Genomic DNA, 23,725 nt, shown 5'->3' on the forward strand with positions numbered 1-23,725 from the left:
CCTTAGTTAATATTGTATTATAAATGCCACTGTATATGATGTTGTGTAAGTTGAAAATAAAAAGTTAAAAAAAAGCCAGACTCTCGTCTGGCTTTTCACGACAACAAACTATTGGGTAAGGCAGCTCACCCTAAATAGTTTACTCCTGTGCAGTAGCTGCATCGTAGAGTGCTTTGATTGCGTCAGCATCGATTGCCCCGTTAAATATTTTTAACTCATCAACCGCGCCGTTGTATGGTGTATCCCAGTAGTTTACACCTAACGCAAATTCATTGGTTTCGCCCTCAACAGTAAACACGCGAGGGAAGCCACCTGCTTCAATTTTAAGCTCACCGTTTACATACATCTTCAAGGTGTCACCGTTGGTTCCGTCAACAGTGAAGGCAACATGTGACCACTCTTTGGCTGGCAGTCGCATGCCTAAATCACCATTATCAAAGAACGCACCGCCGCCATTTGCCCAAAGGCGAGTCGTATTCGAATCAACCAATGAGGGGACTAAGCTTATCCAAGATGCCGAGCTTGCACCTGCAAAAAATGCAGTGGTGTAATCAGTGAACGTTTCCGGCTTTAACCACATAGACACAGAGTAATCATTGGTGGTGATCAAGTTATTTGGTAAACGAACCCCCGAACCTTCTAGGAATACTGCTTGGCCTTTAATACCTTCAACAAAAGTCACGTTACCGCCAGTGTTATCAATACGGTCTCCCGTAGGCTTGGCGTTTGCGTAAGCTGCTTTAAGTTCAGTTAAGTCGCCTTCAAAACTATATTCTGCAGGGGCTAATGACTTAACGGTTACTTCAAAAGTTTTGGTATCGGTAAAGTCTTTATAGTTAATTGTTGCTGTTAAAGTAACAACTTGATCACCTGCATTAGCGCTTGGCTGATTAACAACGGCAGTGCCATTAACCGGTTTTAAGAACTCCTCATTATTTGATGTCCAGCTAATACCTGACACAAATGGCCCAACACGCGGTAAGGTAAAGCTTTCACGGATAGCCGTTGTATCACCTAAATCAAGTGCATCAGTAATGAAGGTTTCAAACTTAGTTGGATCAGTTAGGTTGTTTATCGCTGCACCATTGATATCTAAGCTGTTTAATGCGTAATCATAGACGATAAATTCATCAATTTGACCTTGGAATGGAGTATCCCAGCCAAAATTTATACCAAGTGCAAATTTAGCTGTATCAGCGCTAAACATATCAGGGCGTGGCATTGAACCAACAAGTGAACCATTAGAGTAGTACTTCATTGTGCCGTTAGCATAAGTGATAGTTACGTGACTCCATTGTCCAGCGGTTGCACCTTGAGTCATCTCAATTTGATTCCATTGCTCAACCTCTGGTTCAACTAGGTAGCGACTCCATAAAATTGTATTTGTGGTGAAATGAGGTGCACCCCCTGGGATATAACTTACCCAACGATCAGCATTCTCAGCTGCAAAAAAGGCAGGGCTATAGCCAGTTACAACGTCAGGTTTAGACCAAAATGAAACTGTGTAGCTATCTGAGTTGATTATGTCATCAGGTAATCGAACACCGGTCGCACCATCAAAATCGAATGCTTGACCTGTTTGACCGGCAGTATAGGCCGGCGTACCAACACCTGTATTGTCCAAGTTGTTATCAGTGGTCATGGCATCAGCAAGGTTGCTTAAATTATCTGTTAAGCCGTTTTCAAAGCTATAGTGCGCAATCGCATTTTTAAATACGGGGCGCGCTTTTAGATTAACATTGAACGTTTTGGTGATAGTTTCACCATTAAGTGACATATTAGCGGTTAATGTAACTGCTTGATCGCCCCGATCAGGGGTGGGAATAAATACGGAGCCATTTGCATCAATGTAATATTCATTACTTGATTCCCAGCGAATAGTCGTACCCGCTTTCCCTTTGGTTGGCAATGAATAACCTTCATCATCAATTGTCAGCTCGGTCTTAATATTTAATGCATCGCTCACGGTTGCTAAAACACTGGTCGTTTCATCAATTTCAGCGACTTTACTGCCCCAGACTGTGGCATTTTCTAACGATACAGCAGAAAAAGTGACGACAAGATCTTTTTTACCATCATCCCATTGCCATTTAGCCACACCGTAGTAAGTGCCAGACTCAAGTTCAAGTTTTACGTTTGAATCATCTACCATGTACCAAATACCTGTTTCATCACCTGTTACTGAGTGATCGGCATTTAAAGCAATGTGAGTAGAGCGCACTGCGCTGGTATTAACATCAGTCCCATGGTTTATGAACTTGTAGTAACCGTATAGTTGCTCAGCCACCACTAAATTATCACCCTCTAATGGTACATAACGTTGCGGTGAGGTTACCGGCCAACCGGTTGAATTAATGAACATCTCATGCACGCGAACTTGGTGAGCTTCACTCGCTGTCGGAAACGGTGTAGAGGTTTGTGGGAAACGCGTGTGGGTAATCAATAAGTGGCGGCCAGTCGCTTCATCATAATGTGCTGAATTATGGCCCGGTGATTGATAACCCCATGCTGGTGAGATTTCCCCAAGCTCTTGGGTGTATTCAAAGCCACCTAATAGCTTTTCACCAATCTCTAAACCACCAACAGCGGCAATATCATTGCCTGCGGTATCTAAGTATGGGCCATCTGGCGTTTTTGAACGTGCTACACGAATGTTATAGCCACCGTTTACATCAAAACCAGCTACTGAGTAAAATAAGTAATAGTAGTCACTTTCAGGGCTATACATAGCAAAGGCGCCTTCAATAGCTCTAAAGTCACCACCCACCAAATGTTTACCATAGCCTTGCTCAGCATCTGGCATACCCGTTTCTTCATCCATTGCCAGTACAAAGATACCGCCAGAATATGAACCATAAACCATCCATAATTGGCCATCTTTATCATAAAAGGCAGCAGGGTCAATGGCATTTGGATCAACGGCGCCATTCCACGTTGTTTGGCCGTTATCAAGAGGGTACTGTGCAAACTCTTCATCGTTGCGATAGCCACTGCGTAAAAATACGCCTTTATTTTTATATGGGCCTTCAATATTATCAGCTTCTGCGAGGCCTAAGTATGAGCGGTTCCAGCATACTTCATCAACAACGTCTGGCGTGTCAGGATTATCTTGAGCGCAATGGTTATAGTAAAACCAAAACTTACCATTGGGGGCTTTAACGACATCGGCAGCCCAGTTACCAGTAAATCCATCAGTCCACTGAATACCCTCTGCAATTTCGCTCGTGTAATTAAAGTCAAATAACGGGCTTTCATTTACTGCACTATTTGCTGATAAACTTGAAATCATTTCCCAATTTAACAAGTCAGTGGATTTAGCAGCGGCTAAATGTGAACCAAAGATATAATAGGTGCCATCATTTTCAATGACTGATGGATCGTGTACGCCGACATAAGTAACGGCAACATTACCAAGCTCGTTATATGTAACGCTATCAGTGAGGGTTGGTTTTGCACTTTGTGGCTGAGCAACTGCTGGCGATGATTCTAGCTTAGTGCCTTCCTCAGAGCATGCTGTAACAGCTAAAGCGTAGGTGATCACCACCGCTAGTTTGGTTAGTTTCATTTTGTGTGTCCTCTTTATATCGAGATATTGTTGTTATTTAATTATGTGTTCAATGAATGCCAGAGTCTGAAATGCAAACCAACATACTATTATCATTTTATAGTACTATTTGAGCTGTGCAAGTTTATTACATAAGTAAATTTATTGTTAACTGTGTTGTGTGTCTAACTTGTTAATTTATAAATTATTTTATTTTTTTAGGTGGGTTGGATAAATATTTAGCTGACTAAAGAAAGCAGTGGTTAACATAAAGTAGATACAAGGGTTGTTTTATGATTTTATTTTTAAATAGTTAAAGATTTTGATTCTGACAGATTTAAGTGAGGAGCATTTATGGTTTTAAAAATGCTCCTTCGCGAGTTATGTGCTAGCTAGTTTTGGCTTTCAATCCCTTCGGATGTCATTATTACGCGTTTTAATGAACCATCTTTATTGTAATATAGCGGGTCTATTGCCACCGAGCGGCGAAAGCGTCCGCCACTGGGCTTACCGTCTTTTGGTGGTACTGCGCCAGTATGATAAATAAAGTAACTTTTACCTTTAAATTCTATAATTGACTGATGATTAGTTTCACTGTTTCCTGCAATTTCATTTAAAATGCCTTTATATTCCCATGGACCATGAACACTTTTACTCATGGCATAACAGATTTTTTCAGGGAATTCGCATGCATAAGAAACATAATAGTATTCATCTTTCTTATGAACCCACAGTGCTTCGGTAAAGTTTGGTAAATCAATGGTTTTAATTTCACCATCGAGATGAAGTAAGTCATCACTAAGTTTTACATATTTAGGTATTAAGTTGCCAAAAAATAGGTAGGTATCACCGTTCTCTTCTTCATAGATAGCCGGATCAATATCATCCCAATCATTAGGAGTGTGTTTAGTCATGTCATCGGTAACAAGAGCGTGACCGATAGCATCTTTAAATGGGCCTGTGGGTGACTTTGATGTTGCAACACCAATAGCAAAACCGGGTTTAGTATCATCATGGCGCACAGTGGTGAAAAAATAAAAGGTACCGTTGCGCTCGATCATATGCGATGCCCATGCCTCTCCTTTCGCCCATTTAAAGTCAGTAGCTTTCATAATTGGGCCGTGTTTTTTCCAATTCACCATATCGGTTGAGGAAAATGCGAGCCAGTCATGCATTTCAAAAAAAACATCGTTGTTGGGAGCTTCATCGTGGCCGGTATAAAGATAAACCGTGTTGTTGTGAACAAGTGCAGCAGGATCAGCAGTAAATATATCTTTGAAAAGTGGATTTTGTGCAATAGCCAAGCTACTCGAAAGTAACAAAGGCAGGGTAAAATATTTAAACATATGTATTCCTCTAAAAACTGTAAATTATTTTGTATTTATTTGTTTTATGGTCATTAGCTAGCATCTGTCAGTGCGCTTGTAATTTTGCGACATGACGCTAGGCGCTTAAAATACTAGCGTAGCAGAAAATAACATTATTTATATTATTATATTTTTAATTGTTTGTTTAGGATAATTTAACAAATAGTATCCATATTTATGTTTTTAAAAATAATGATTGAAGTCAAAATCAATAAATTCAAGTTGTTGTTTTTATTCGTATTATTTTTAGTTTGAAATTTATTTCGTTAGAGGTGTGTATTTTCACTCATCGGTTTTTAGATCCAATAATTATGTTGACTGTTAAATAATCATACAATACTATTAAATTGAAGGCAGCAATAAATTAACATAATTAAACGACACACAAATCAATATTCTCAACTGACAACAAGCATATTGAAGTGGTAAACCAGAGGTAGATGCATTAAGTCATACTGCCAATATAACTATAATTTGGAGAGCACCGCTAATGTTAAAAAGAACACACATAGCTAGCGCAATTGTTATGGCAATTACAAGTCAATTTGCCTATGCACAGGAAGAGCAAACACAAGCTCAAAAAGTCGATGCTGATGCGATTGAGGTTATTCAAGTATCGGGAATACGAGGTAGCCTAAATAAGGCCCTAGATGAAAAGCGCGCTAGCGTGCAGATTGTAGATGCAATTGTTGCAGAAGATATAGGAAAGTTTCCTGATAACAATGTGGTAGAGGCTTTACAGCGTGTTACTGGCGTGCAAACAACAGGTCGTGGGGCAGGTGAAGTGAGCCAAGTGTCTATTCGTGGTTTAACTGATGTACACACTACCATTAACGGTCGTAATATTTTTACAGGCTCTGGTCGCGATGTATCACTGCAAGATATTCCTGCTAGTTTATTGTCAGGTGTAACGGTTTATAAAACGCGTTCTGCAGATCAAGTCGAGCGTGGTATTGCGGGTTCAATCGATATTAAAACTAATCGCCCGTTTAACTTTGATGGCAAAAAAGTTGTTTTAGCAGCACGTGGTATTTACTCAGATCAACCAGACAAGATTGATCCAAATATCAGTGCACTGTTAAGTAATCGTTGGGAAGTTGATGGTGCTGGTGAATTTGGGGCGTTATTTAATATCTCTTATGCTGAAACTCATTATCGTGATGATACCATCACCGCAGGTGCGGCTTTTCCATTTTTTACTGATAAACCAGCAACCGGTTACTCACCTTACTCACGTGTTCCAAATAATGATTCACAAGGTAACTTAATTTGGCAAGCGGGTCTTGAAGGTGGTCTTCCCACAGCGCCAGGTTCTACACTGAATGTTGATGGTGTACCTACAGAGTATTTAATTGCTCGTGATGCAATATTCGGTACTTCTTTCTCAGGTATACGTAAGCGTCCAGCTGCTTCGTTATCGTTGCAATGGGCACCAATTGATACGTTAGAGATTACTGCTGAAGGTTTTTATACTGGATATGAAAACGATTCACAAAATGCGATGTGGTTTTCTAATACTTTTGAAAACGGTAATGGCAATATTGAAACTCCAACAATCTTTGATGGCACTAATGTTATCAAAGAGAAGCAAGCTATTAGAGCTGGAGGCTTCCAAAGTGGAGACTCTAGCGCTGAGAAAACGGATAGTTACCTTTATGCACTTAGCTCAAAGTGGCAAGCGAGTGATTATTTGACCATTAATACGGAAGTTGTATACCAAGAAAGTGAATTTGAAACTGACTTTTTTGCTATGCGTTTTGACCGTGTCGCAACTGGTTTAGATGTTGATTTTAATGATAATGACGGTATGCCAGGGATTGCATTTTGGGATGACCCTAATACAGCAGTTAACGAAGCTGACATGGCTGCAATTGATAATTGGAATGCCGGTACGCTATATGATAATGGCGGGGGGAACCGTGGTGACTCTCTTTCATTTACATTTGATGCGGAATATTTATTTGGCGGCACTTATTTAGATAAAATTAAGTTTGGTGGACGTTACGAAAGCCGAACTGCTGAAGAGTTTACGCGAACCCAAGATAGTGGTATTGCTAACACATCGTTGGCACAGCTTATTGAATTACTTGCTGACAATGGTGCATCAGGTGATGGCTCTGGTGTGGTATATAAAGTAGAAGACTACTTAGACGGTCGTGCAGATGTATTCGATAGTTTTATTTCTGCAGATGGTGGTTACTTACTTGATAATGCGAATGTAATCCGTGGTATTTATGGCCTTGAGGGTGAAGATAAGTACAAAACTTTTGATATAGACGAAACATCATATGCACTTTATACAACGGCAAACTTTTTCTTAACAGAAAACATTAGCGGTGAGATAGGTGTCCGTTATGTCAGTTACGAACAAGATATGTCATTTACAGCTGAAACCGGCACGAATACAAATATATTTGATTCAAGTTCAGCAAATGCAGATGTAAGTAAAGTACTGCCTAGTTTGATGCTAAATTGGAACATTACTGATGAGCTTGTAGGGCGTATTGCATACACAGAAACCCTACGTATGCCTAACTTTGCTGACTTAAATGCATTGCAATATTGGACTGATCCGTTGACAGAAGGTGCAATATACGGCGAAGGAACAGGTGGTAATCCAGAGCTTAAGCCTACCGAGTCAAAAAACTATGACTTATCTTTAGAGTGGTATTTTGCAGATTCTAGTTCTATTTATGCTGCATATTTTAAGCGTGAAATAGAAGGGCTAGTTGTACCAGGTCGCAAAACAGTCGTACGTGAAGGCAACGATGGTGTAACTCGTCCTTATGTTTTAAGTGCGCCAGTAAATGCATCAAATGGCGAGTTGTCAGGCTTTGAACTAGGTGCGGTTTACTTCCCTGATAACTTACCAGATATGCTTAATGGTTTAGGTTTACAAGCAAGTTTTACCTTACTTGATTCATCTCAATATACACCTGATTTTGACGAAGCTGGAAATATATCAGGCTATATTGATTCAAATATGGCGGGTGTGTCGGATGAGTCATACAGTATTGTTGGTATATATGAGCGTGAATCGTTCGATATGCGTTTATCTTATGTTTGGCGCTCAGAGTTCTACACAGGCAATGAAGCTGCTATATTTGCAAACCCTTTGCAATTTTGGAGTCGTCCAGAACAAAGCTTAGATTTCCAATTTAGCTATGACGTAACCGATGATTTCGTAGTTACATTTGATGCGACCAATATCTTAGATGACGTTTATCAAAGCTACTATGGCAAAGGTAACGATAACTTATTTAATTTTAGTAATGGCATCTACTCACGTACATTTGCGCTAGGCGCACGTTATTCTTTCTAATATTTAAAAAAGACTAAAAAGCCTCAGTATCACTGAGGTTTTTTTATTTTATTATGCAAGTCCATAATTTATTTCCCTTTTATAAAATTAATACATAATTATTTTTAGATAAACACATGCTTATAGTCGAAAATAGTTGCATGATAATTAGTATGATAATACTATTTATCTTGTTAGCATTAAGTTTACAAAAATAACGAATTCAATGAACATCACAATGCTTTGCAATCGAAATTAGATTCGATACTTGTATAACATATTAATAATGATGGTCTTTTTTCTTTTTTAAATATGTTGCTTTATATAACATATTTTAAAAATTAGGTAGTTGTATGGAAAATCAAAAGTTATCAGTTGTTGAAAAAGTCGGTTTTGGTGCCGGTGATATGGCAGTAAACGTTATGGTTGCTGCATTATTTTATTTTATGTCGTTTTTCTACACCGACATTTATGGCCTTGACCCTGTTGATATGGGGATTTTATTTTTAGTTGCACGTTTTGTTGATGCGTTTACAGACCCATTAATGGGCGTGATTACCGATAAAGTAAAAACGCGCTGGGGGCAGTTCCGCCATTGGTTCTTATTTTTATCTGTGCCCTATGGGATTTCAATCGTTCTACTATTTACCACGCCAGATTTTGATTACAACATGAAGTTGGTATGGGCTTATCTTACCTATTTATTTGCCACCTTAATGTTTACTGGTGTGGCTATTCCTTATATTTCATATATCGGTGTATTAACCGCAGATCCAAAAGAGCGATTATCCGCAAACGGATACCGAATGTTTTTTGCCAAAATAGCGAATGTAGTTATTGTGTTTTCAGTTCCCTTACTAGCGTCTTTGTGGGGCGGTGGCGATATTGCTCATGGTTATAAACTGGCAATGATTTTAGTGTCCACTTGTGGTGTAGCATTGTTTCTATTTTGTTTTTTTACTACTCGTGAACGTATTACTCATGAACCTCAGACAGAAAGCATCGCAACACAATTTAAAACATTATTGAAAAACGATCAGTGGTTATTATTATGTGCTGCATGCGTGCTCGGTACTTTAGGTTACGCAATTCGTGGCAGTGTCGCTATGTATTATGCAACTTATTATTTAGGTGAACCAAGTCTTGCTGGAGCGTTTACCAGTGCTGGTATTGCCGCATCAATTGTATCTATGATCGCTAGTACATGGATCACCCAACGCTATTGTAAAATGAAGCTATTTCGTCAATCACAAATCGCGGTGTTATTCATATCTGTTGTAATGTATTTTGCTGTGCAACCTGGAGATGTATATCTTGCCTTCTTTTTATACATTATTCTTTCCTTTGTGGTTGATTTACACGCCCCTGTGTTTTGGTCAGCCATAGCTGAAGCCGTTGATTATGGTGAAATTAAAGACGGTGTACGTGCCTCAGGATTATCGTTTGGTGGCATCTCATTTTGCCAAAAAGCGGGTGGCGGCTTAGCAGGTCTTGCCGGTGGTTTACTATTAGCATTTTTTGAATACAAACCAAATGTTGAGCAAACAGAATTCACCTTGATGGGTCTTGCTTTAATGCTGACTGTTATTCCAGGAGTATTTCATGCATTGCTGGGCTTTATATTAAAGAAATACAAAATTACAGATCAATATTATACCGACATGGTTAAAAACCAACGGTTACCAGAATAATTTTAGGAGCATTTATGTCAACTTTACCTAAGCCTTTGATCCCACAACGTGCTGACCCATATATTCATAAGCACACAGATGGTTATTATTATTTTACCGCGTCTGTTCCTGCCTATGATGGCATTGAACTACGTCGTGCAAAGACGCTTGAAGGACTTGCAACGGCAACACCAAAAATGGTCTGGATGAAGCCACAAACAGGTCCGTACTCGGAGCTTATTTGGGCACCTGAGATCCATTTTAATGATGGCGCTTGGTATGTTTATTTTGCCGCAGCACCGAGTCGTGAAATTAAGCACGATTTATTTCAACACCGTATGTATGCAATTAGCTGTAAAGATGCGGATCCGATTGAAGGCGAGTGGCAGTTTTGCGGTCAAATTGAAACCCCATGGGATACTTTTTGTTTAGATGCCACGACTTTTTATCATAATGATGAGCTTTATTATTGTTGGGCACAAAAAGAACCGGGTGTAAAAGGTAACTCAAATCTGTACTTGGCAAAAATGTCATCACCAATAGAGATCTCTGGCGAAATCACGCGTTTAACCATCCCTGAACTTGATTGGGAAATAATTGGTTTTTGGGTGAATGAAGGCCCTAACGTACTTAAACGTAACGGTAAAATATTCTTAACGTATTCAGCCAGTGCCACCGATGAAAACTATGCTATGGGCTTGCTATATGCGGACCTAGATAGTGATTTATTAGATATAAATAGCTGGACTAAAGTACAAGAGCCGGTATTTCGTAGTAATGAGCCTAAGTCGATGTTTGGCCCCGGGCATAACAGTTTTACGCAAGATGAAAATGGTAATGACGTACTGGTTTATCACTGTCGTCAATATACTGAAATTGAAGGTGACCCACTGTGGAACCCAGATCGTCATACCTTCACAAAATCATTAAATTGGGATGATAACGGTATGCCTGTTTTTGGTAAACCTGGCGAACAATAAAAATAACAAAAGGACTCTGTGTATGTTTGATTTAGCAGCAAAAAAATTACCACACGTTATTAGTTTTTCACTTGCGGTAATGTTGTTATCGGCTTGCAGCGAACACCCAAATACAGATGATAAAACTGTTAATACGCATCATACACAGAGCACACCACAACAACTTTTTGCACTTGAGCAAGTTAGCTTAAGTGCAAGCCCGTTTTTACATGCCCAGCAAACTAACGTTCGTTATTTATTGGCATTGCACCCAGATCAATTATTAGCCCCTTACTTACGTGAAGCTGGTATCGAGCCCAAAGCGTCATCTTATGGTAATTGGGAAGACTCGGGACTTGATGGTCACATTGGCGGTCACTATTTATCGGCGTTAAGCCTTGCGTGGGCTGCAACTGGCGATGAAGAACTAAAGCGCCGTTTAGATTACATGTTAAATGAGCTACAACGCGCCCAACAGGTTAATGACGGTTATTTAGGAGGCATACCAAATGGTCAAGCAATGTGGCAACAAATTCATGATGGTAATATTAAAGCCGATTTATTTAGTTTAAATGATCGTTGGGTGCCACTTTATAACATAGACAAAATTTTTCATGGTCTGCGTGATGCTTATTTGATTGCAGGCAGTGAGCAAGCAAAAACAATGCTGTTTGGTTTAGGCGAATGGTTTTTAAACTTAACCTCTAAGTTAAGCGATGAACAAATTCAACAGATGCTATATTCAGAATACGGTGGTTTAAATGCGGTATTTGCTGATATGGCTACTATCGGTAATGATAAACGTTACTTAAAACTAGCACGTCAATTTACTCACCATAGCATTGTCGATCCGCTGTTAAAAAAACAAGATAAGCTAACTGGCTTACATGCTAATACCCAAATTCCAAAAATTATTGGTATGTTGAAGGTCGCTGAGACCAGTGATGATGAAGCGTGGCAACAAGGCGCAGATTATTTTTGGCAAACAGTGACTAAAGAGCGCTCAGTGGCTATTGGTGGTAACAGTGTACGTGAGCATTTTCACGACAAAAAAGACTTTACCGCGATGGTTGAAGATGTTGAAGGCCCGGAAACCTGTAACACGTACAACATGATGAAACTCAGCAAGCTGCTGTTTCTGAAAACCGCGGACACTCGCTATTTAGAATACTACGAGCGCGCAACCTATAACCATATTTTATCGTCGCAACATCCTGAGCACGGTGGGCTTGTGTACTTTACGCCGATGCGTCCTGGGCACTATCGTATGTATTCATCGGTACAAGATTCAATGTGGTGTTGTGTCGGTTCGGGTATCGAAAATCATAGTAAATATGGTGAGCTGATCTACAGTAAAAATGACGATAACTTATGGGTAAATCTATTTATTTCAAGTACGCTTGATTGGCAGCAACAAGGCTTAAAAGTAACTCAACAAAGCCATTTTCCTGATGCTAATAATGTTACATTGGTTTTCAATACATTAGATAAAAAGGATAATTCACCAGCGCAGTTGCATATTCGTAAGCCAAGTTGGATCACGGGTGATTTACAGTTTAAGCTTAATGGCAAACCTATAAATGCCACTGCAGAGCAGGGGTATTACGCAATAAAACATGATTGGCATGATGGCGACAAATTAACTTTTACTTTAGCGCCAAAGCTGTACACAGAGCAACTGCCGGATGGCCAAGATTACTATGCGGTATTGTATGGTCCTGTGGTAATGGCAACCAAAGTACAAGCGTTTAAAAACGAGCAGTTGAATTTTGTGGCAGACAATAGCCGCATGGGTCATATTGCAGCAGGGCCTACCTGTCCATCCGAAGCACTTCCTATCATGCTCAGTGAACCTGAGCAGTTTATTGCTGATTTAAAGCGAGCGCCTAGCGCTGAACTTGCATTTACCACAGATAAAAATGTCGCCATAGCCCAGCAGGGTATAGGGAGTACACAAACAACTCAGTTAATTCCGTTCTTTAGGCTTCATGATAGTCGCTATCAAGTTTACTGGCCGCAGCAAAGTGAAGCCGAATTTACTCAGTTCGTGAAAGATTCAAAAGCTGCTGAACAAGCAAAAGAGCAATTACGATTATTGACCGTTGACCAAATAACACCGGGCGAGCAACAGCCTGAAGTTGAGCATGACTTTAAAGGTGAAAATACCCGTACAGGTGTTAATAACGGCCATCATTGGCGTGATGCAACAGGTTGGTTTGAATATAAGCTAACTAACTCAGAGCAGCAGGCAGTTTCACTGCGTATCTGTTATTTTAATGCAGATATAGGCCGTAAGTTTACTATCACTATTAATGGTGAGGTGCTGGCAAAAGTCAGCTTACCCGCTAAGCAAACTGATGCAGAATTTTACAGCATTGATTATCCATTAACTGATGAAATGAAAAAAGCTAGCTCATTAACACTGCGCTTTAGTGCAATAAAAGGATCGGTTGCTGGTGGTATTTACGGTATTCGTTTAATCAATAATAACTAGTAGGACGAGTATGAGTTTACAGCATTATGACGATGTGCATTTTAAAGTGAGTGTTCGGCGTTACCCGCTCGCAGAGCAATACATAACACAGCCCGAAGTGCATGTAACTGGCTCGGGATTAATGTATCGTATTATTGAACTTGGCAGTGGCGAACCACCTTCATGGGATGCCACTGTTAAGGTGCAGCAACGCGTGATGACTGCAACAGGGCATGTGCTTTATGATACGCGGCAAATTGAGCAAGTGGCTGAGTATGAAATAGCAGAAGCGATAGAAGGTTTGCAAGAAGCACTCATGCTGATGCCTAAAGGCAGCCGTTATGAGTTATTAATTTTACCGCATCTTGCCTACGATATTTACAGTGTGGCACTTAACGAGTCGTTAGCGATAAGCAGTGAGCAGCTTATTTTTATGGATATTAAACTCATTGATTTTAAAGAGTAATCGTGAGCTAGAACAGTAATTTTTGTGTTGAGAATGCGATATATCAAAACTAAAAACCTGCAAAAAATGCAGGCTTTTAGTGGCTGTTCTTAAGTGTTACTTCTCAATCAGCTTAGTGGTGCGCTTGTTTAGATCGCTACTATCAACCACAGGCCAGTTATCGTCCCAAGTCATCGGCAGAATTCGTAATTTTTGTAAACCGTTATCAGCCGTTTCGTAAGCATGAAGTACTAAGTAATCTTTACCGTCAAAGGTATAAGCAGCATTATGACCAAGCGCTACCCAGTCTTTATTACCTTCGATCACCAGCGAACCACCGCCATTATTTAAGTCACGGCCTTCTTTATCAAGGTATGGGCCTTCTACGTTTTTACTGCGCCCTACACGGACATTGTAAGTGCTGTCTAAACCTTGGCAGCATTTATCAAACGACACAAATAAGTAGTAATAACCATTCTTTTTAAAGATATACGGTGCTTCTACAGGCCCGTGTTCAGTGTTAGGGCGTGCTGAAATGCTATGCCATTCTTGTGGTTGAGCAAGTCTTACCATGTCATCGTCAAGTTTAACTAACTTAAGGCCGCCCCAAAACGAACCAAAGCTCATCCATGGTGTACCATTGTCATCTTCAACAATTGCAGGGTCAATCGCATTCCAGTTATCACGCTCAGGCACAGACTGTATAACTATGCCATGATCTATCCACTTATAATCTGGTGATTTAGGGTCTAGAGTTTCGTTAACCGTTACACCAATTGCAGAGGTGTTTTTACCAAACGCAGACACAGAATAATAAAGATAAAATTTGCCATCTTTTTGGTATACATCCGGCGCCCAAAGGTGGCCACCAAAGTCACTGGCAATGCGTTTTGCCCAGCTTGGCTCATCTTTAAATACGCGGCCAGTAAGCTGCCAATTTTTCATGTCTTTTGATTCGTAATAAGTGATCCCCATACCCGTGCTAAAGACGTAATAGGTATCGCCTTCTTTAGTCATTACAGGGTCGTGTACTTCAACTTGTTTAGCCATGGAATTACTTGCTAAACAAAGTAATGTACTTGCACCGAGCAGTTTACATGTATGAGCGAACTTTTTTGCGCGTTTCATAGTTGCCTACCTTTTTTATTTTATTCATTACACTTATTCAGCTACTATAATATAAGTAATACAATATTAACAATGGAAATTAAACTATAAAAATAGGAAATACCATGGCCAAGAATCTGATTGCCACTGCAATGGTAAGCGTACTTAGTATGTCATGCTTTTACAGTGTTGCAGAGGCAAATAATAATCCAACATTGATGCCAATTGATAACCCAATTGTTTTGCAACGCGCTGATCCTTGGTTGGTCCGCGATGAAAAAACCGGTTGTTATACCTTTATTGGTACATCCCCTAAATTTGATGAAATAGAGCTTCGTCAAGCGTGCCGAATTAATGACTTGAAACTAGCAGAGCCAAAAGTGATTTGGCATAAAAATGAAAAAGGCCCAATGAGTACCAATATTTGGGCACCAGAGCTACATAAAGTTGATGGCAGTTGGTATATTCATTTTGCAGCGGGTGATGTAGAAAAGCCGTTTAGTATCCGCATGTATGTGCTTAAAAATGACAGTAAAAACCCGATGAACGGCCAATGGCAAGAAATGGGTCAGTTAAAAACCCACCTTGATAGTTTTTCATTGGACGCTACAACATTTAGCCATAAAGGTAAGCGTTATTTAGTGTGGGCACAGCAAAACCAACCCGCAACGTATAACTCCGCATTGTGGGTTGCACAAATGGATTCACCAACATCGATAAAAGAGCCAATAGTTAATATTTCAGAGCCAACACTTGATTGGGAATTACAAGGCTATAAGGTGAATGAAGGAGCCGCAGTGATGGTCCGTGAGGGAAAAGTACTACTTACGTATTCTGCCAGTGCGACTGATCATCGATATGCAATGGGCTTGTTATGGGCCGATGCAGATGCCGATTTACTCGACCCAGCAAGCTGGCATAAGAGGCAGCAGCCAATTTTTGCTAGTAACGAAAAAGTAGGGCGCTTTGGTCCAGGTCACAATAGTTTTGTAAAAGCAGAGGACGGTGTTACAGACTTATTAATTTACCACAGCCGTGATTATAAAGAGCTTAAAGGAACACCGTTAACAGATCCAAATCGCCATGCTCGAGCGCGTATAATAAAGTGGGATGACCAAGGATTTCCTATTCTTTCGCCAGAGTTTCCGGACTGATTATAGAGCTGATAATAAAAAAGGAGCCTGTTGCTCCTTTTTAATGAACTAGGGCTGATTACTCAACCACAATCCCAACAGCGTCTAAGTAGTAGTCAGTCCAGCTATTATATTGTCCTTGTAACCACATAATGACTTTATGTTTGTCGGAATTGACTATCATAGGGCGTAAATTTTCATTGTTTTTATCATGTGTTAACTGCTGCCACTGAATAATGTTAGTATCATCATCAAGCCCAATGTGTGCGCTAAATATTTGATGCGGCATTGCTAAAGACTCACCCGTAGTCGGATTCACATTACTTGAAATAACCACATGAGTAGGGTCGCTGGGATCCACAGTGATTAAGCCTGTATAGCTGGCTTCACGGTCATATAAACGGCTTCCTGCAAACGCAACTTCACGGTCATGCCATTTTTTTCCATCCCAAGATGCAATACGATAACGCTGATCTAGATTATTTAAGTAATAAGTATAAGCAACGTGTGGGTAGCCTTTATCATCAAAAGCCACTGAGCTTGTCCATGCACTTTTTTCAACACTTAAATCAACGCCACGGAAGTTGCCGCCGCCACCTTGAAATAATTTCTCTGCTTCAGATGGTTTTAATGGCCCATCCTTTTTAAGGTTTTTAATTAATGTGCCATCCACGTTATAGAAATTACCTTTTCTAAACTCAGAATAATAAATGCTGTTACCAAAGTCGCGAGGGTGGGCATCAGTGAATGACAAACCTATTGTGTCTTTGCTATTCCCTGCATAGCGTGCATACGGTCTTTGTACGCCAGGGACTTCATTTTGAATTAGATGAACATGTTCATCGCTCCAGGTAGCACCATAGTCTTTTGATGTAACATACGTTGGATTCCAATCAATACCGCGATAAAGGTTATATAGTGTTCCTTCATCGGGTAAGTCGTATAAGTTCATGTAGGTTACGTTGGCAGGACTTTGTATCGTTTTCTCTTCGCCCCAACTTAAAAAATTGTCAGAATTTGAAATACGGTAGTAATGTACTTTTTCACTATTATGACGTGCGTAAACGCTTAATACACTGCCATCAGGACGCGCATAAAAAACCGGTGAGTTATGATCATCATGGTCAAATTTAGTTTTTAATGTGGTACGACCGAGTAGTTGCTTTTTATCAAGGTCGTAGACACCTACCGCAGCGTCACCCACACCATTGCCAGCAACGCTACCGATAATTAATTTACCGTTTTGGATAATGGCGCGGGGATCTTGAAACCAACACCACCCTGCATTATGCATTAACGTTTGAATTGTATTGTGAGCGACGTGTTTTTTTGGTTTTTCATCTTCAAGTAGTTTATACACTTCACTACCGGCTGCTAAAAATGCCCCAACACCATACACTTCAGTATAATCTGGAAATGAATCTCCAGGAGCTGCGCCTACAGGTTGTACGAAGGCTAGCATGCCATCATCGGTAACTGAATCTGAAATCGCACGCCATGCTTTCATTAATGCAGGGCGATACGTTTCTTTATCAAGGTAGCCATTATTGATACCCCATGCTAAACCAAATGCGTAGAATGATGTACCACTGGTTTCTTTGATGGGATAACCTTGTGTACCACCAAGTAAACCCATAGACCATGTGCCATCGTCACGTTGTATTTCAATTAAACGTGCGGCCATCTTTTTATATAAATTAATGTAAAAGTCACGTTTTTCCCAAGTCACTGGTAAGTCCGGTATCATCAGTGCTAATCCACCAAATACCCAGCCATTGCCACGAGCCCAAAAAACGTCTTCGCCATTTTTTTCGTGTTTATCAAAGAAACTAGAATCACGCCAAAATAGCTGACCTTTCTTACTCCACAATAGGTCGTATGTTGCTTTATACTCTTGGTGCATAAAGTCTAAATACTTTTCTTCACCGGTAATTTTAGCTAAACGTGCCCATACAGGCGGTGCCATAAATAATGCATCACACCAGCCCCAACGATCATGGGCATGGGTATTTTCAGCAAGCCAATCAAGTGTGCCGGTTTTTGGGTGAGCCAAAATCCAGTCAAACTGCTTACGGGTGGGTTCGAGCATTTTTGGCTGATGGAAGTCTTCGTATAAAGACAGATAAAATTGACCTACAGTGTGATCATCGGCGTGATAAGGGCGTTGGTGAAGTTTCCAGTCATTTCGCTGACCAATTTCCATTAAAAAGTTTGTATATTTATCATCATCAGCAATTTTACGCCATTCGTTCATACCCGCGTAAAGGGCACCATGATGCCACTCTAAATCATGATATTGTTCGCGATTCATCCACTGGGGTGGTTTGCGTGGTAGTGCGCGGTATTTACCTTCTTCTGCAAAATTTGCAATTTGCCAGTCTGCTACTTTTTTCGTTAGTGACTTTACAGATTCTGCGGTTACTTGTGTGTTTTTATCTTTGGCTAAATAGTTACTCGCATAATCTTGCCATTGTTTGAAGGTTGTTATGTCACCCGCTTTAGACCAAGCAAACCCTCCATAATAGGTAATTTCACCCGCTTTATTCGTCTGCGCAACAAGCAGAGCATGCGATCGATCTTTCTTATCACTTTGTTGTAAAATATAGTGAGTGTGGGTAAATTTAGGCAATAAAACAGATGTGCCTACTTGGCTGCCATCAATAGTTTCCCATGTTGTTATTGCATCACCTTCAGAGTTGACATGTGTCTGTGCTTTACCATCATGGGTAGTGACCCCCACAGCAACTTTAAGTTGTATGGGTTTACCATTGTGTGTAAATTGACTTTGCACTTTATAAAATTGGCTACCTTTTTCCAGTGTGTAGCGTTTTTTCTCGGTGATGTCTTGATCGGTATACTGGTAAGTGAGCTCAAAAACGACTTTATCAGCGGTTTTTTCTATTATTGAATAATCAGTATACACATTGGGCTGTATCAGTCTGTCGCTCTTATCGGCATTTTCATCCCATAAGGCCATTGAGCCGCAGCCTAATGAATTACCAACATGATAAGGGTCGTAACCTTCACCATGATCTGCATGATAAGAGATACCTTCTCGTTCTCCTTCATACCATTTATTAATAATTGGGTAATCAACGCGTTTAAGCCAGCAGTCAGTGCCACTATTTTCTACCGAATCTTTTAAAGCAGGCCCATAAACGCGAAATGCAACCTTGTCATTTTCAAATGCAAAGTCGTCCATACGCTCAGGAACAAAGCGTGCTTCTACGCTTTTTTGGTGCATTTTTGAGGAGCAGCTACTGAGTAATACTAGAGAACTTATAGATGCAATTTTAAGCAGAGTGTTCATCATCACCTCTTTATGATTGTTCATTAATTTGCACTGAGGCTAACAACACGAGAGGAAGCTACCTTGCCTAATTAATGAGAGTCCTTATCTGTATGCAAAAAAGGGGTGATAACACCCCCTATAAACGTGGGAACAACTAATTAAGTTTTACCAAAAGCGATAGTAAATAAACGCAGTGATACCGATGATCCCCGCAGTATGAATGTAATCCCATTTATCTAATCCGGCAGCTACTTCTTTTAATGTGGCTTTATCAAGACTTGAGAAGGTTAAACCTTTGAGTTGTTCATTACTGGCAGGTTTTGTGAAAATACTCACTACAATCATCAGCACAACAACCACAACAAATAATAAAATACAGTAGTACAACCAGTTCATATCGGTGATCCACGCAAATGATGAACCAGCTAAATTATCTTTAAATGGCAGTAACACTAAGCGGATCATACCCAGTACAAAACCAGACACTAAACCAGCAAAGCCAGCTGCGGGGGTGATACGTTTACTACATAAACCTAATAAAAATACAGCAGCAATACCTGGGGCAATGAGTGATTGCACACTTTGTAAGTATTCGTACAGCACATCTGCAATTAAACTCATAATAGGTATCCATAACAAACCTAAAATTACAATGGCTACGGTTGCTAAACGGCCTACTTTTAACAAGTGTTTTTCACTTGATTCAGGTTTGAACTTTTTATAAAAATCGATAGTAAATAATGTCGCCGACGAATTGAATAATGATGCTAACGAGCTCATTAATGCGGCAACTAGGCCACCAATTACGATGCCTTTAACACCAGAGGGGAGTAACTCGGCAACCAATGTAGGAAATGCTTGATCGGCACTGTCATAGCTAATAATACCTTTTGCTTTTAATGCATAAGCGATCATTCCTGGTACTAAAAAGATGAAAATAGGCAATAACTTTAAGTAACCTGCAAACATAGTACCGCGACGCGCTTCTTTAATGCCTTTCGCTGAGAGTACACGTTGTACAATATATTGGTCAGTACACCAATACCAAAAACCAATAATGAATGAACCAAAAATGATGCCAGGCCATGGGAACTCGGTATCTGAGGCGCTACGGATTAAATGCATATTTACATCATTTAAGCGTTCAACCTCTGACCAGCCACCGACTTTATCCAAACCAACAACTAAGATAACCACAGAGCCAATGATCAACACAGGGGTTTGTAGCACCGAGGTCCACATTATCGCTTTCATACCACCGAGTACGGTATAGATACCGGTGATCACCACTAAGCCAATAGCGGATATCCAGAAAAAGTCGATGCCCCAAATGCTTTCGATACCTAAAATAGTTTTAAACGCGATACCACCGGCATAAACAGTCACTGCTACTTTGGTGAGTACATAACTGATTAATGAGATAACCGACAAAAAAGTACGTGATTTAGAATTAAAACGACGCTCTAAAAATTCCGGCATAGTATAAACTTTACTACTCCAGTAAAAAGGCACAAACACCCAACCAAGTAATAATATTATCCACGATTGCATTTCCCAATGCGCTAACGCCATGCCTGATTGTGCACCTGCACCAGATAAACCAACTAAATGCTCAGAGCCAATGTTTGAGGCAAAGATTGACGCACCAATGACTAGCCAACTCGCATTACGCCCGGCTAAAAAATAATCTGTAGTATCTTCTTCTTTTTGTCTCATTGAGACGATGACTACAGCTAAGAGCAAGACAAAGAATCCTGCGAGCACGAGCCAGTCTAATGTACTTAATTCGATCATTTTTGATTCCATTTAAGCCCGAAAGTAACTTTCGTTTAATTTGTGTGTGATAAAAATATTATAATACAAATTTGTTAAATGAAAGAAATTTGTTAAATATTGATGGTCGTTTTAACTTCTGTGTTTTTATAATTCAGAATTAAAGCAAAGATAAAATAATATGCAGGAAAATTGTAAAATATTTGCCTGATGACGTGGTAAATTTATAGTAGTATCATACAATAAGTATTTTTAAAGGAACTGTTTATGGCACGCATTGAAAATTTAAATTTGTCGCAACAGGTAACCAATGAGCTGGGTAAAGCCATTATTAATGGTCATTATACAGCTGAGACGGGTTTACCAACCGAAGCAAAGTTATGTGAAGAGTATGGCATTAGTCGTACTGCTGTTCGTGAAGCAGTTAAAATGCTTGCAGCAAAAGGTCTTATATCGTCACGTCCTCGTCAAGGAATACGTGTAGAGCCTGCTAATACTTGGAATTTATACGATACCAGCGTTTTAAAATGGCTTCTTGAGAGTAGTCCAACTCTTTATGTGTTAAAAGAGTTTTTACAGGTACGCTTGGCGATAGAACCACAAGCTGCGGCGTTAGCAGCAAAACGAGCAGATAAAGATGCTATTGCAGAGATTGCTGTTGCGCTAGAAAAAATGCAAGCAGCTGCTGATGCACCTGATGGTGAAATTCATGAGGCAGATTTAGCGTTTCATACCGCTATTTTATTTGCTAGCGGAAACCGTTTTTTCTTTCAATTACGTGATTTCATCCGTACGGCATTAAATGTAAGTATTCAACACACAACACCCGCAAAAGGAAGCAAGAAGGCCATTGCTGATGAACACTTTAAAGTGTATCAAGCCATATTAAATGGTGAGGCTGAGCGGGCTAAAAACATGATGACCTACATGATTGATGAAGCAATGTCATTTATTGAAAAAGAAATTGCAGAAAAAGAGTCACAAAACGCATCAAAATAATCACATTTATTAATGAATTATCTTAATACTTAAGGAAATCATGCCAGTCTCAACAACACACACAACAAGTTATCCAAGCCTCGCTGGTAAAAGTGTTTTTATTACCGGCGGTGCAACAGGGATCGGCGAAGTCATGGTAAAACGTTTTTGTGAACAAGGTGCAAAAGTAACCTTTGTTGATATAGCAAAAGAGCAAGGAAGGCAACTATGTGACTCAGTTGCCGGTCAATATTGTTATGACCCTAAGTTCATATATTGTGATATTCGAGACATAGAACAGCTAAAAACTGCCATCAAAACGACGGGCAAAACACAAGGGGAGATCAGTGTATTGATAAACAATGCTGCTGACGATACCCGCCACGTTGCCGATAGTATGAGTGTTGAATACTGGGATGATAAGTTAGCCGTTAACTTACGGCCTTGTTTTTTTTCGGCGCAGGCCGTAGCTCCGCAAATGCAACGAATTGGTGGTGGTAGCATTATTAATATGGGCTCAGTGAGCTGGCGTATTAAGCAAACGGGCATGCCGGCTTATACGACCGCTAAAGCAGGAATTGAAGGGTTAACTCGCTCATTAGCTGCGACTTATGGTAAAGATAATATTCGTATTAATACGTTAGTGCCAGGGTGGGTTATGACTGAACGGCAAATAACCCATTGGTTAACTCCCGAAATGATCGAAGATGTAAGACATAATCAATGTATAAATGAAACATTGCAGGCCGATGATATTGTTAATGCGGCTCTTTTCTTAGCCGCAGATGATAGTAAAATGATGACCGCACAATCATTAGTTGTTGATGCCGGTTGGACTTAAAGTTAAAGAAAAAAATTTACCTAACCTCAATCATATTATAATATTAGAATAATCTTTTCTGATAAGTAGTTTAACCCAGTGAATAAGGTAGAAACGCATTGCCCGATATCGTATTAGTTTATTTTATATTAATAATTGGTGCATGCTTACAGTGCGTTATTGGTTTTGGACTAGGGTTATTGTGTGCGCCAATTTTATACTGGCTTATGCCAGAGTTAGTACCCGGACCAATGATTTTAAATGCCTTGTTGATCACTTCTATTCTTGCTATTAAGCATCGCGGTGCAATAGATTTAAAGCACACAGGATATTCAATTTTTGGTGGCGCCGTAGGGGTATTAATTGCTGCGAGTGTTATGTTGCAAGTAGACCCTCATCAGTATCGTATTTTACTTGGGTGTTGTTTATTAATTGCAGTTGGGCTATCGCTCACAGGTTGGTCGCCTAAGCTTACTTTTATCTCTAATGTACTTGCATCACTTGCATCTGGTTTTATTGGCACCACCACATCAGCAGGAGGCGCTCCGATGGGGCTACTCTATCAAGCGCAAAACAAAGATAAAATTAAAGCTAATTTAAGCATCTTCTTTGTGTTTATTAATCTGTTTGGTATTACGGCTTTGCTCGTTACTGGTACAGCAGACTCGAATGACTTACTTCTATTTATTAAATGCCTACCAGCTATTCTAATTGGCTGGGGATTGTCATACTTTCTAAATAATAAAATCAACGAGCAATCTATTCGAATTTTAATTATTGTGGTTGCAACGTTTTCAGGTCTAGCACTGATTTTCTTTCAACGTTAAGATGATGATATTAACTCGTAAGCTGTATTAGGTTAA

The 23,725-nt window shown here is 39.9% G+C and carries 14 protein-coding genes; 9 read left to right on the plus strand and 5 right to left on the minus strand.

Translation table 11 applies throughout. The features are described from left to right. Positions 1 to 139: 139 nt before the first annotated feature. The gene (locus tag PUND_RS16745; protein ID WP_010389197.1) at positions 140 to 3,565 is read right to left on the minus strand and encodes a LamG-like jellyroll fold domain-containing protein; all 3,426 of its coding nucleotides are present in this window, start codon (positions 3,563 to 3,565) and stop codon (positions 140 to 142) included. Positions 3,566 to 3,936: 371 nt separating this feature from the next. Continuing rightward, positions 3,937 to 4,890, minus strand: coding sequence for a glycoside hydrolase family 43 protein (locus PUND_RS16750; protein ID WP_010389194.1), 954 nt, complete (start codon positions 4,888 to 4,890; stop codon positions 3,937 to 3,939). Positions 4,891 to 5,401: 511 nt separating this feature from the next. Here PUND_RS16750 and PUND_RS16755 point away from each other — a divergent pair. The 5 genes from PUND_RS16755 to PUND_RS16775 all read left to right on the plus strand — a co-directional run bounded on the left by PUND_RS16755 (position 5,402) and on the right by PUND_RS16775 (position 13,780). Further along, the gene (locus tag PUND_RS16755) at positions 5,402 to 8,233 is read left to right on the plus strand and encodes a TonB-dependent receptor (protein WP_010389193.1); all 2,832 of its coding nucleotides are present in this window, start codon (positions 5,402 to 5,404) and stop codon (positions 8,231 to 8,233) included. Positions 8,234 to 8,565: 332 nt separating this feature from the next. After that, the gene (locus PUND_RS16760; RefSeq protein ID WP_010389191.1) at positions 8,566 to 9,903 is read left to right on the plus strand and encodes an MFS transporter; all 1,338 of its coding nucleotides are present in this window, start codon (positions 8,566 to 8,568) and stop codon (positions 9,901 to 9,903) included. Between the two features lie 14 nt (positions 9,904 to 9,917). Beyond that, positions 9,918 to 10,862 (plus strand): glycoside hydrolase family 43 protein, encoded by a 945-nt coding sequence (locus PUND_RS16765; protein ID WP_010389190.1) that lies wholly within the window; start codon positions 9,918 to 9,920, stop codon positions 10,860 to 10,862. Between the two features lie 22 nt (positions 10,863 to 10,884). After that, a complete protein-coding gene (locus PUND_RS16770) occupies positions 10,885 to 13,335 on the plus strand; it encodes a glycoside hydrolase family 127 protein (protein WP_010389189.1) in 2,451 nt (816 codons plus the stop codon). 10 nt (positions 13,336 to 13,345) lie between these two features. Continuing rightward, on the plus strand, positions 13,346 to 13,780 hold the full coding sequence (locus PUND_RS16775) for an FKBP-type peptidyl-prolyl cis-trans isomerase (RefSeq protein ID WP_010389188.1): 435 nt from the start codon (positions 13,346 to 13,348) through the stop codon (positions 13,778 to 13,780). Positions 13,781 to 13,876: 96 nt separating this feature from the next. Here the strand turns inward: PUND_RS16775 and PUND_RS16780 are convergent, their stop codons facing one another. After that, positions 13,877 to 14,887 (minus strand): arabinan endo-1,5-alpha-L-arabinosidase, encoded by a 1,011-nt coding sequence (locus PUND_RS16780; RefSeq protein ID WP_010389187.1) that lies wholly within the window; start codon positions 14,885 to 14,887, stop codon positions 13,877 to 13,879. Between the two features lie 104 nt (positions 14,888 to 14,991). Here PUND_RS16780 and PUND_RS16785 point away from each other — a divergent pair, with 104 nt between their 5' ends. After that, on the plus strand, positions 14,992 to 16,020 hold the full coding sequence (locus PUND_RS16785; protein WP_010389186.1) for a glycoside hydrolase family 43 protein: 1,029 nt from the start codon (positions 14,992 to 14,994) through the stop codon (positions 16,018 to 16,020). Positions 16,021 to 16,078: 58 nt separating this feature from the next. Here PUND_RS16785 and PUND_RS16790 read toward each other — a convergent pair whose 3' ends face one another. Beyond that, complete coding sequence (locus PUND_RS16790) at positions 16,079 to 19,333, minus strand: glycoside hydrolase family 88 protein (RefSeq protein WP_240539518.1); 3,255 nt, start codon at positions 19,331 to 19,333, stop codon at positions 16,079 to 16,081. 123 nt (positions 19,334 to 19,456) lie between these two features. Next, a complete protein-coding gene (locus PUND_RS16795) occupies positions 19,457 to 21,085 on the minus strand; it encodes a sodium:solute symporter (RefSeq protein WP_010389181.1) in 1,629 nt (542 codons plus the stop codon). Between the two features lie 246 nt (positions 21,086 to 21,331). On the opposite strand from PUND_RS16795, the gene PUND_RS16800 reads away from it, so the two are divergent. From PUND_RS16800 to PUND_RS16810, 3 genes are all read left to right on the plus strand, one after another. Next, positions 21,332 to 22,063, plus strand: coding sequence for a FadR/GntR family transcriptional regulator (locus tag PUND_RS16800; RefSeq protein ID WP_010389180.1), 732 nt, complete (start codon positions 21,332 to 21,334; stop codon positions 22,061 to 22,063). Between the two features lie 40 nt (positions 22,064 to 22,103). After that, positions 22,104 to 22,883 carry an SDR family NAD(P)-dependent oxidoreductase gene (locus tag PUND_RS16805; RefSeq protein ID WP_010389179.1) on the plus strand — a complete coding sequence of 260 codons (780 nt, stop codon included), beginning with the start codon at positions 22,104 to 22,106 and terminating at the stop codon, positions 22,881 to 22,883. A 98-nt stretch (positions 22,884 to 22,981) separates the two neighbouring features. After that, positions 22,982 to 23,689, plus strand: coding sequence for a sulfite exporter TauE/SafE family protein (locus tag PUND_RS16810; protein ID WP_010389178.1), 708 nt, complete (start codon positions 22,982 to 22,984; stop codon positions 23,687 to 23,689). The last annotated feature ends 36 nt before the right edge of the window (positions 23,690 to 23,725 follow it).

The organism is Pseudoalteromonas undina, assembly GCF_000238275.3.
Classification (GTDB): domain Bacteria; phylum Pseudomonadota; class Gammaproteobacteria; order Enterobacterales; family Alteromonadaceae; genus Pseudoalteromonas; species Pseudoalteromonas undina.

Excerpts from the sequence above, each read along its gene's own strand:
- PUND_RS16745 (WP_010389197.1), bottom strand. The coding sequence starts at position 3,565 with ATGAAACTAACCAAACTAGCGGTGGTGATCACCTACGCTTTAGCTGTT.
- PUND_RS16750 (WP_010389194.1), bottom strand. The coding sequence starts at position 4,890 with ATGTTTAAATATTTTACCCTGCCTTTGTTACTTTCGAGTAGCTTGGCT.
- PUND_RS16755 (WP_010389193.1), top strand. The coding sequence starts at position 5,402 with ATGTTAAAAAGAACACACATAGCTAGCGCAATTGTTATGGCAATTACA.
- PUND_RS16760 (WP_010389191.1), top strand. The coding sequence starts at position 8,566 with ATGGAAAATCAAAAGTTATCAGTTGTTGAAAAAGTCGGTTTTGGTGCC.
- PUND_RS16765 (WP_010389190.1), top strand. The coding sequence starts at position 9,918 with ATGTCAACTTTACCTAAGCCTTTGATCCCACAACGTGCTGACCCATAT.
- PUND_RS16770 (WP_010389189.1), top strand. The coding sequence starts at position 10,885 with ATGTTTGATTTAGCAGCAAAAAAATTACCACACGTTATTAGTTTTTCA.
- PUND_RS16775 (WP_010389188.1), top strand. The coding sequence starts at position 13,346 with ATGAGTTTACAGCATTATGACGATGTGCATTTTAAAGTGAGTGTTCGG.
- PUND_RS16780 (WP_010389187.1), bottom strand. The coding sequence starts at position 14,887 with ATGAAACGCGCAAAAAAGTTCGCTCATACATGTAAACTGCTCGGTGCA.
- PUND_RS16785 (WP_010389186.1), top strand. The coding sequence starts at position 14,992 with ATGGCCAAGAATCTGATTGCCACTGCAATGGTAAGCGTACTTAGTATG.
- PUND_RS16790 (WP_240539518.1), bottom strand. The coding sequence starts at position 19,333 with ATGAACAATCATAAAGAGGTGATGATGAACACTCTGCTTAAAATTGCA.
- PUND_RS16795 (WP_010389181.1), bottom strand. The coding sequence starts at position 21,085 with ATGATCGAATTAAGTACATTAGACTGGCTCGTGCTCGCAGGATTCTTT.
- PUND_RS16800 (WP_010389180.1), top strand. The coding sequence starts at position 21,332 with ATGGCACGCATTGAAAATTTAAATTTGTCGCAACAGGTAACCAATGAG.
- PUND_RS16805 (WP_010389179.1), top strand. The coding sequence starts at position 22,104 with ATGCCAGTCTCAACAACACACACAACAAGTTATCCAAGCCTCGCTGGT.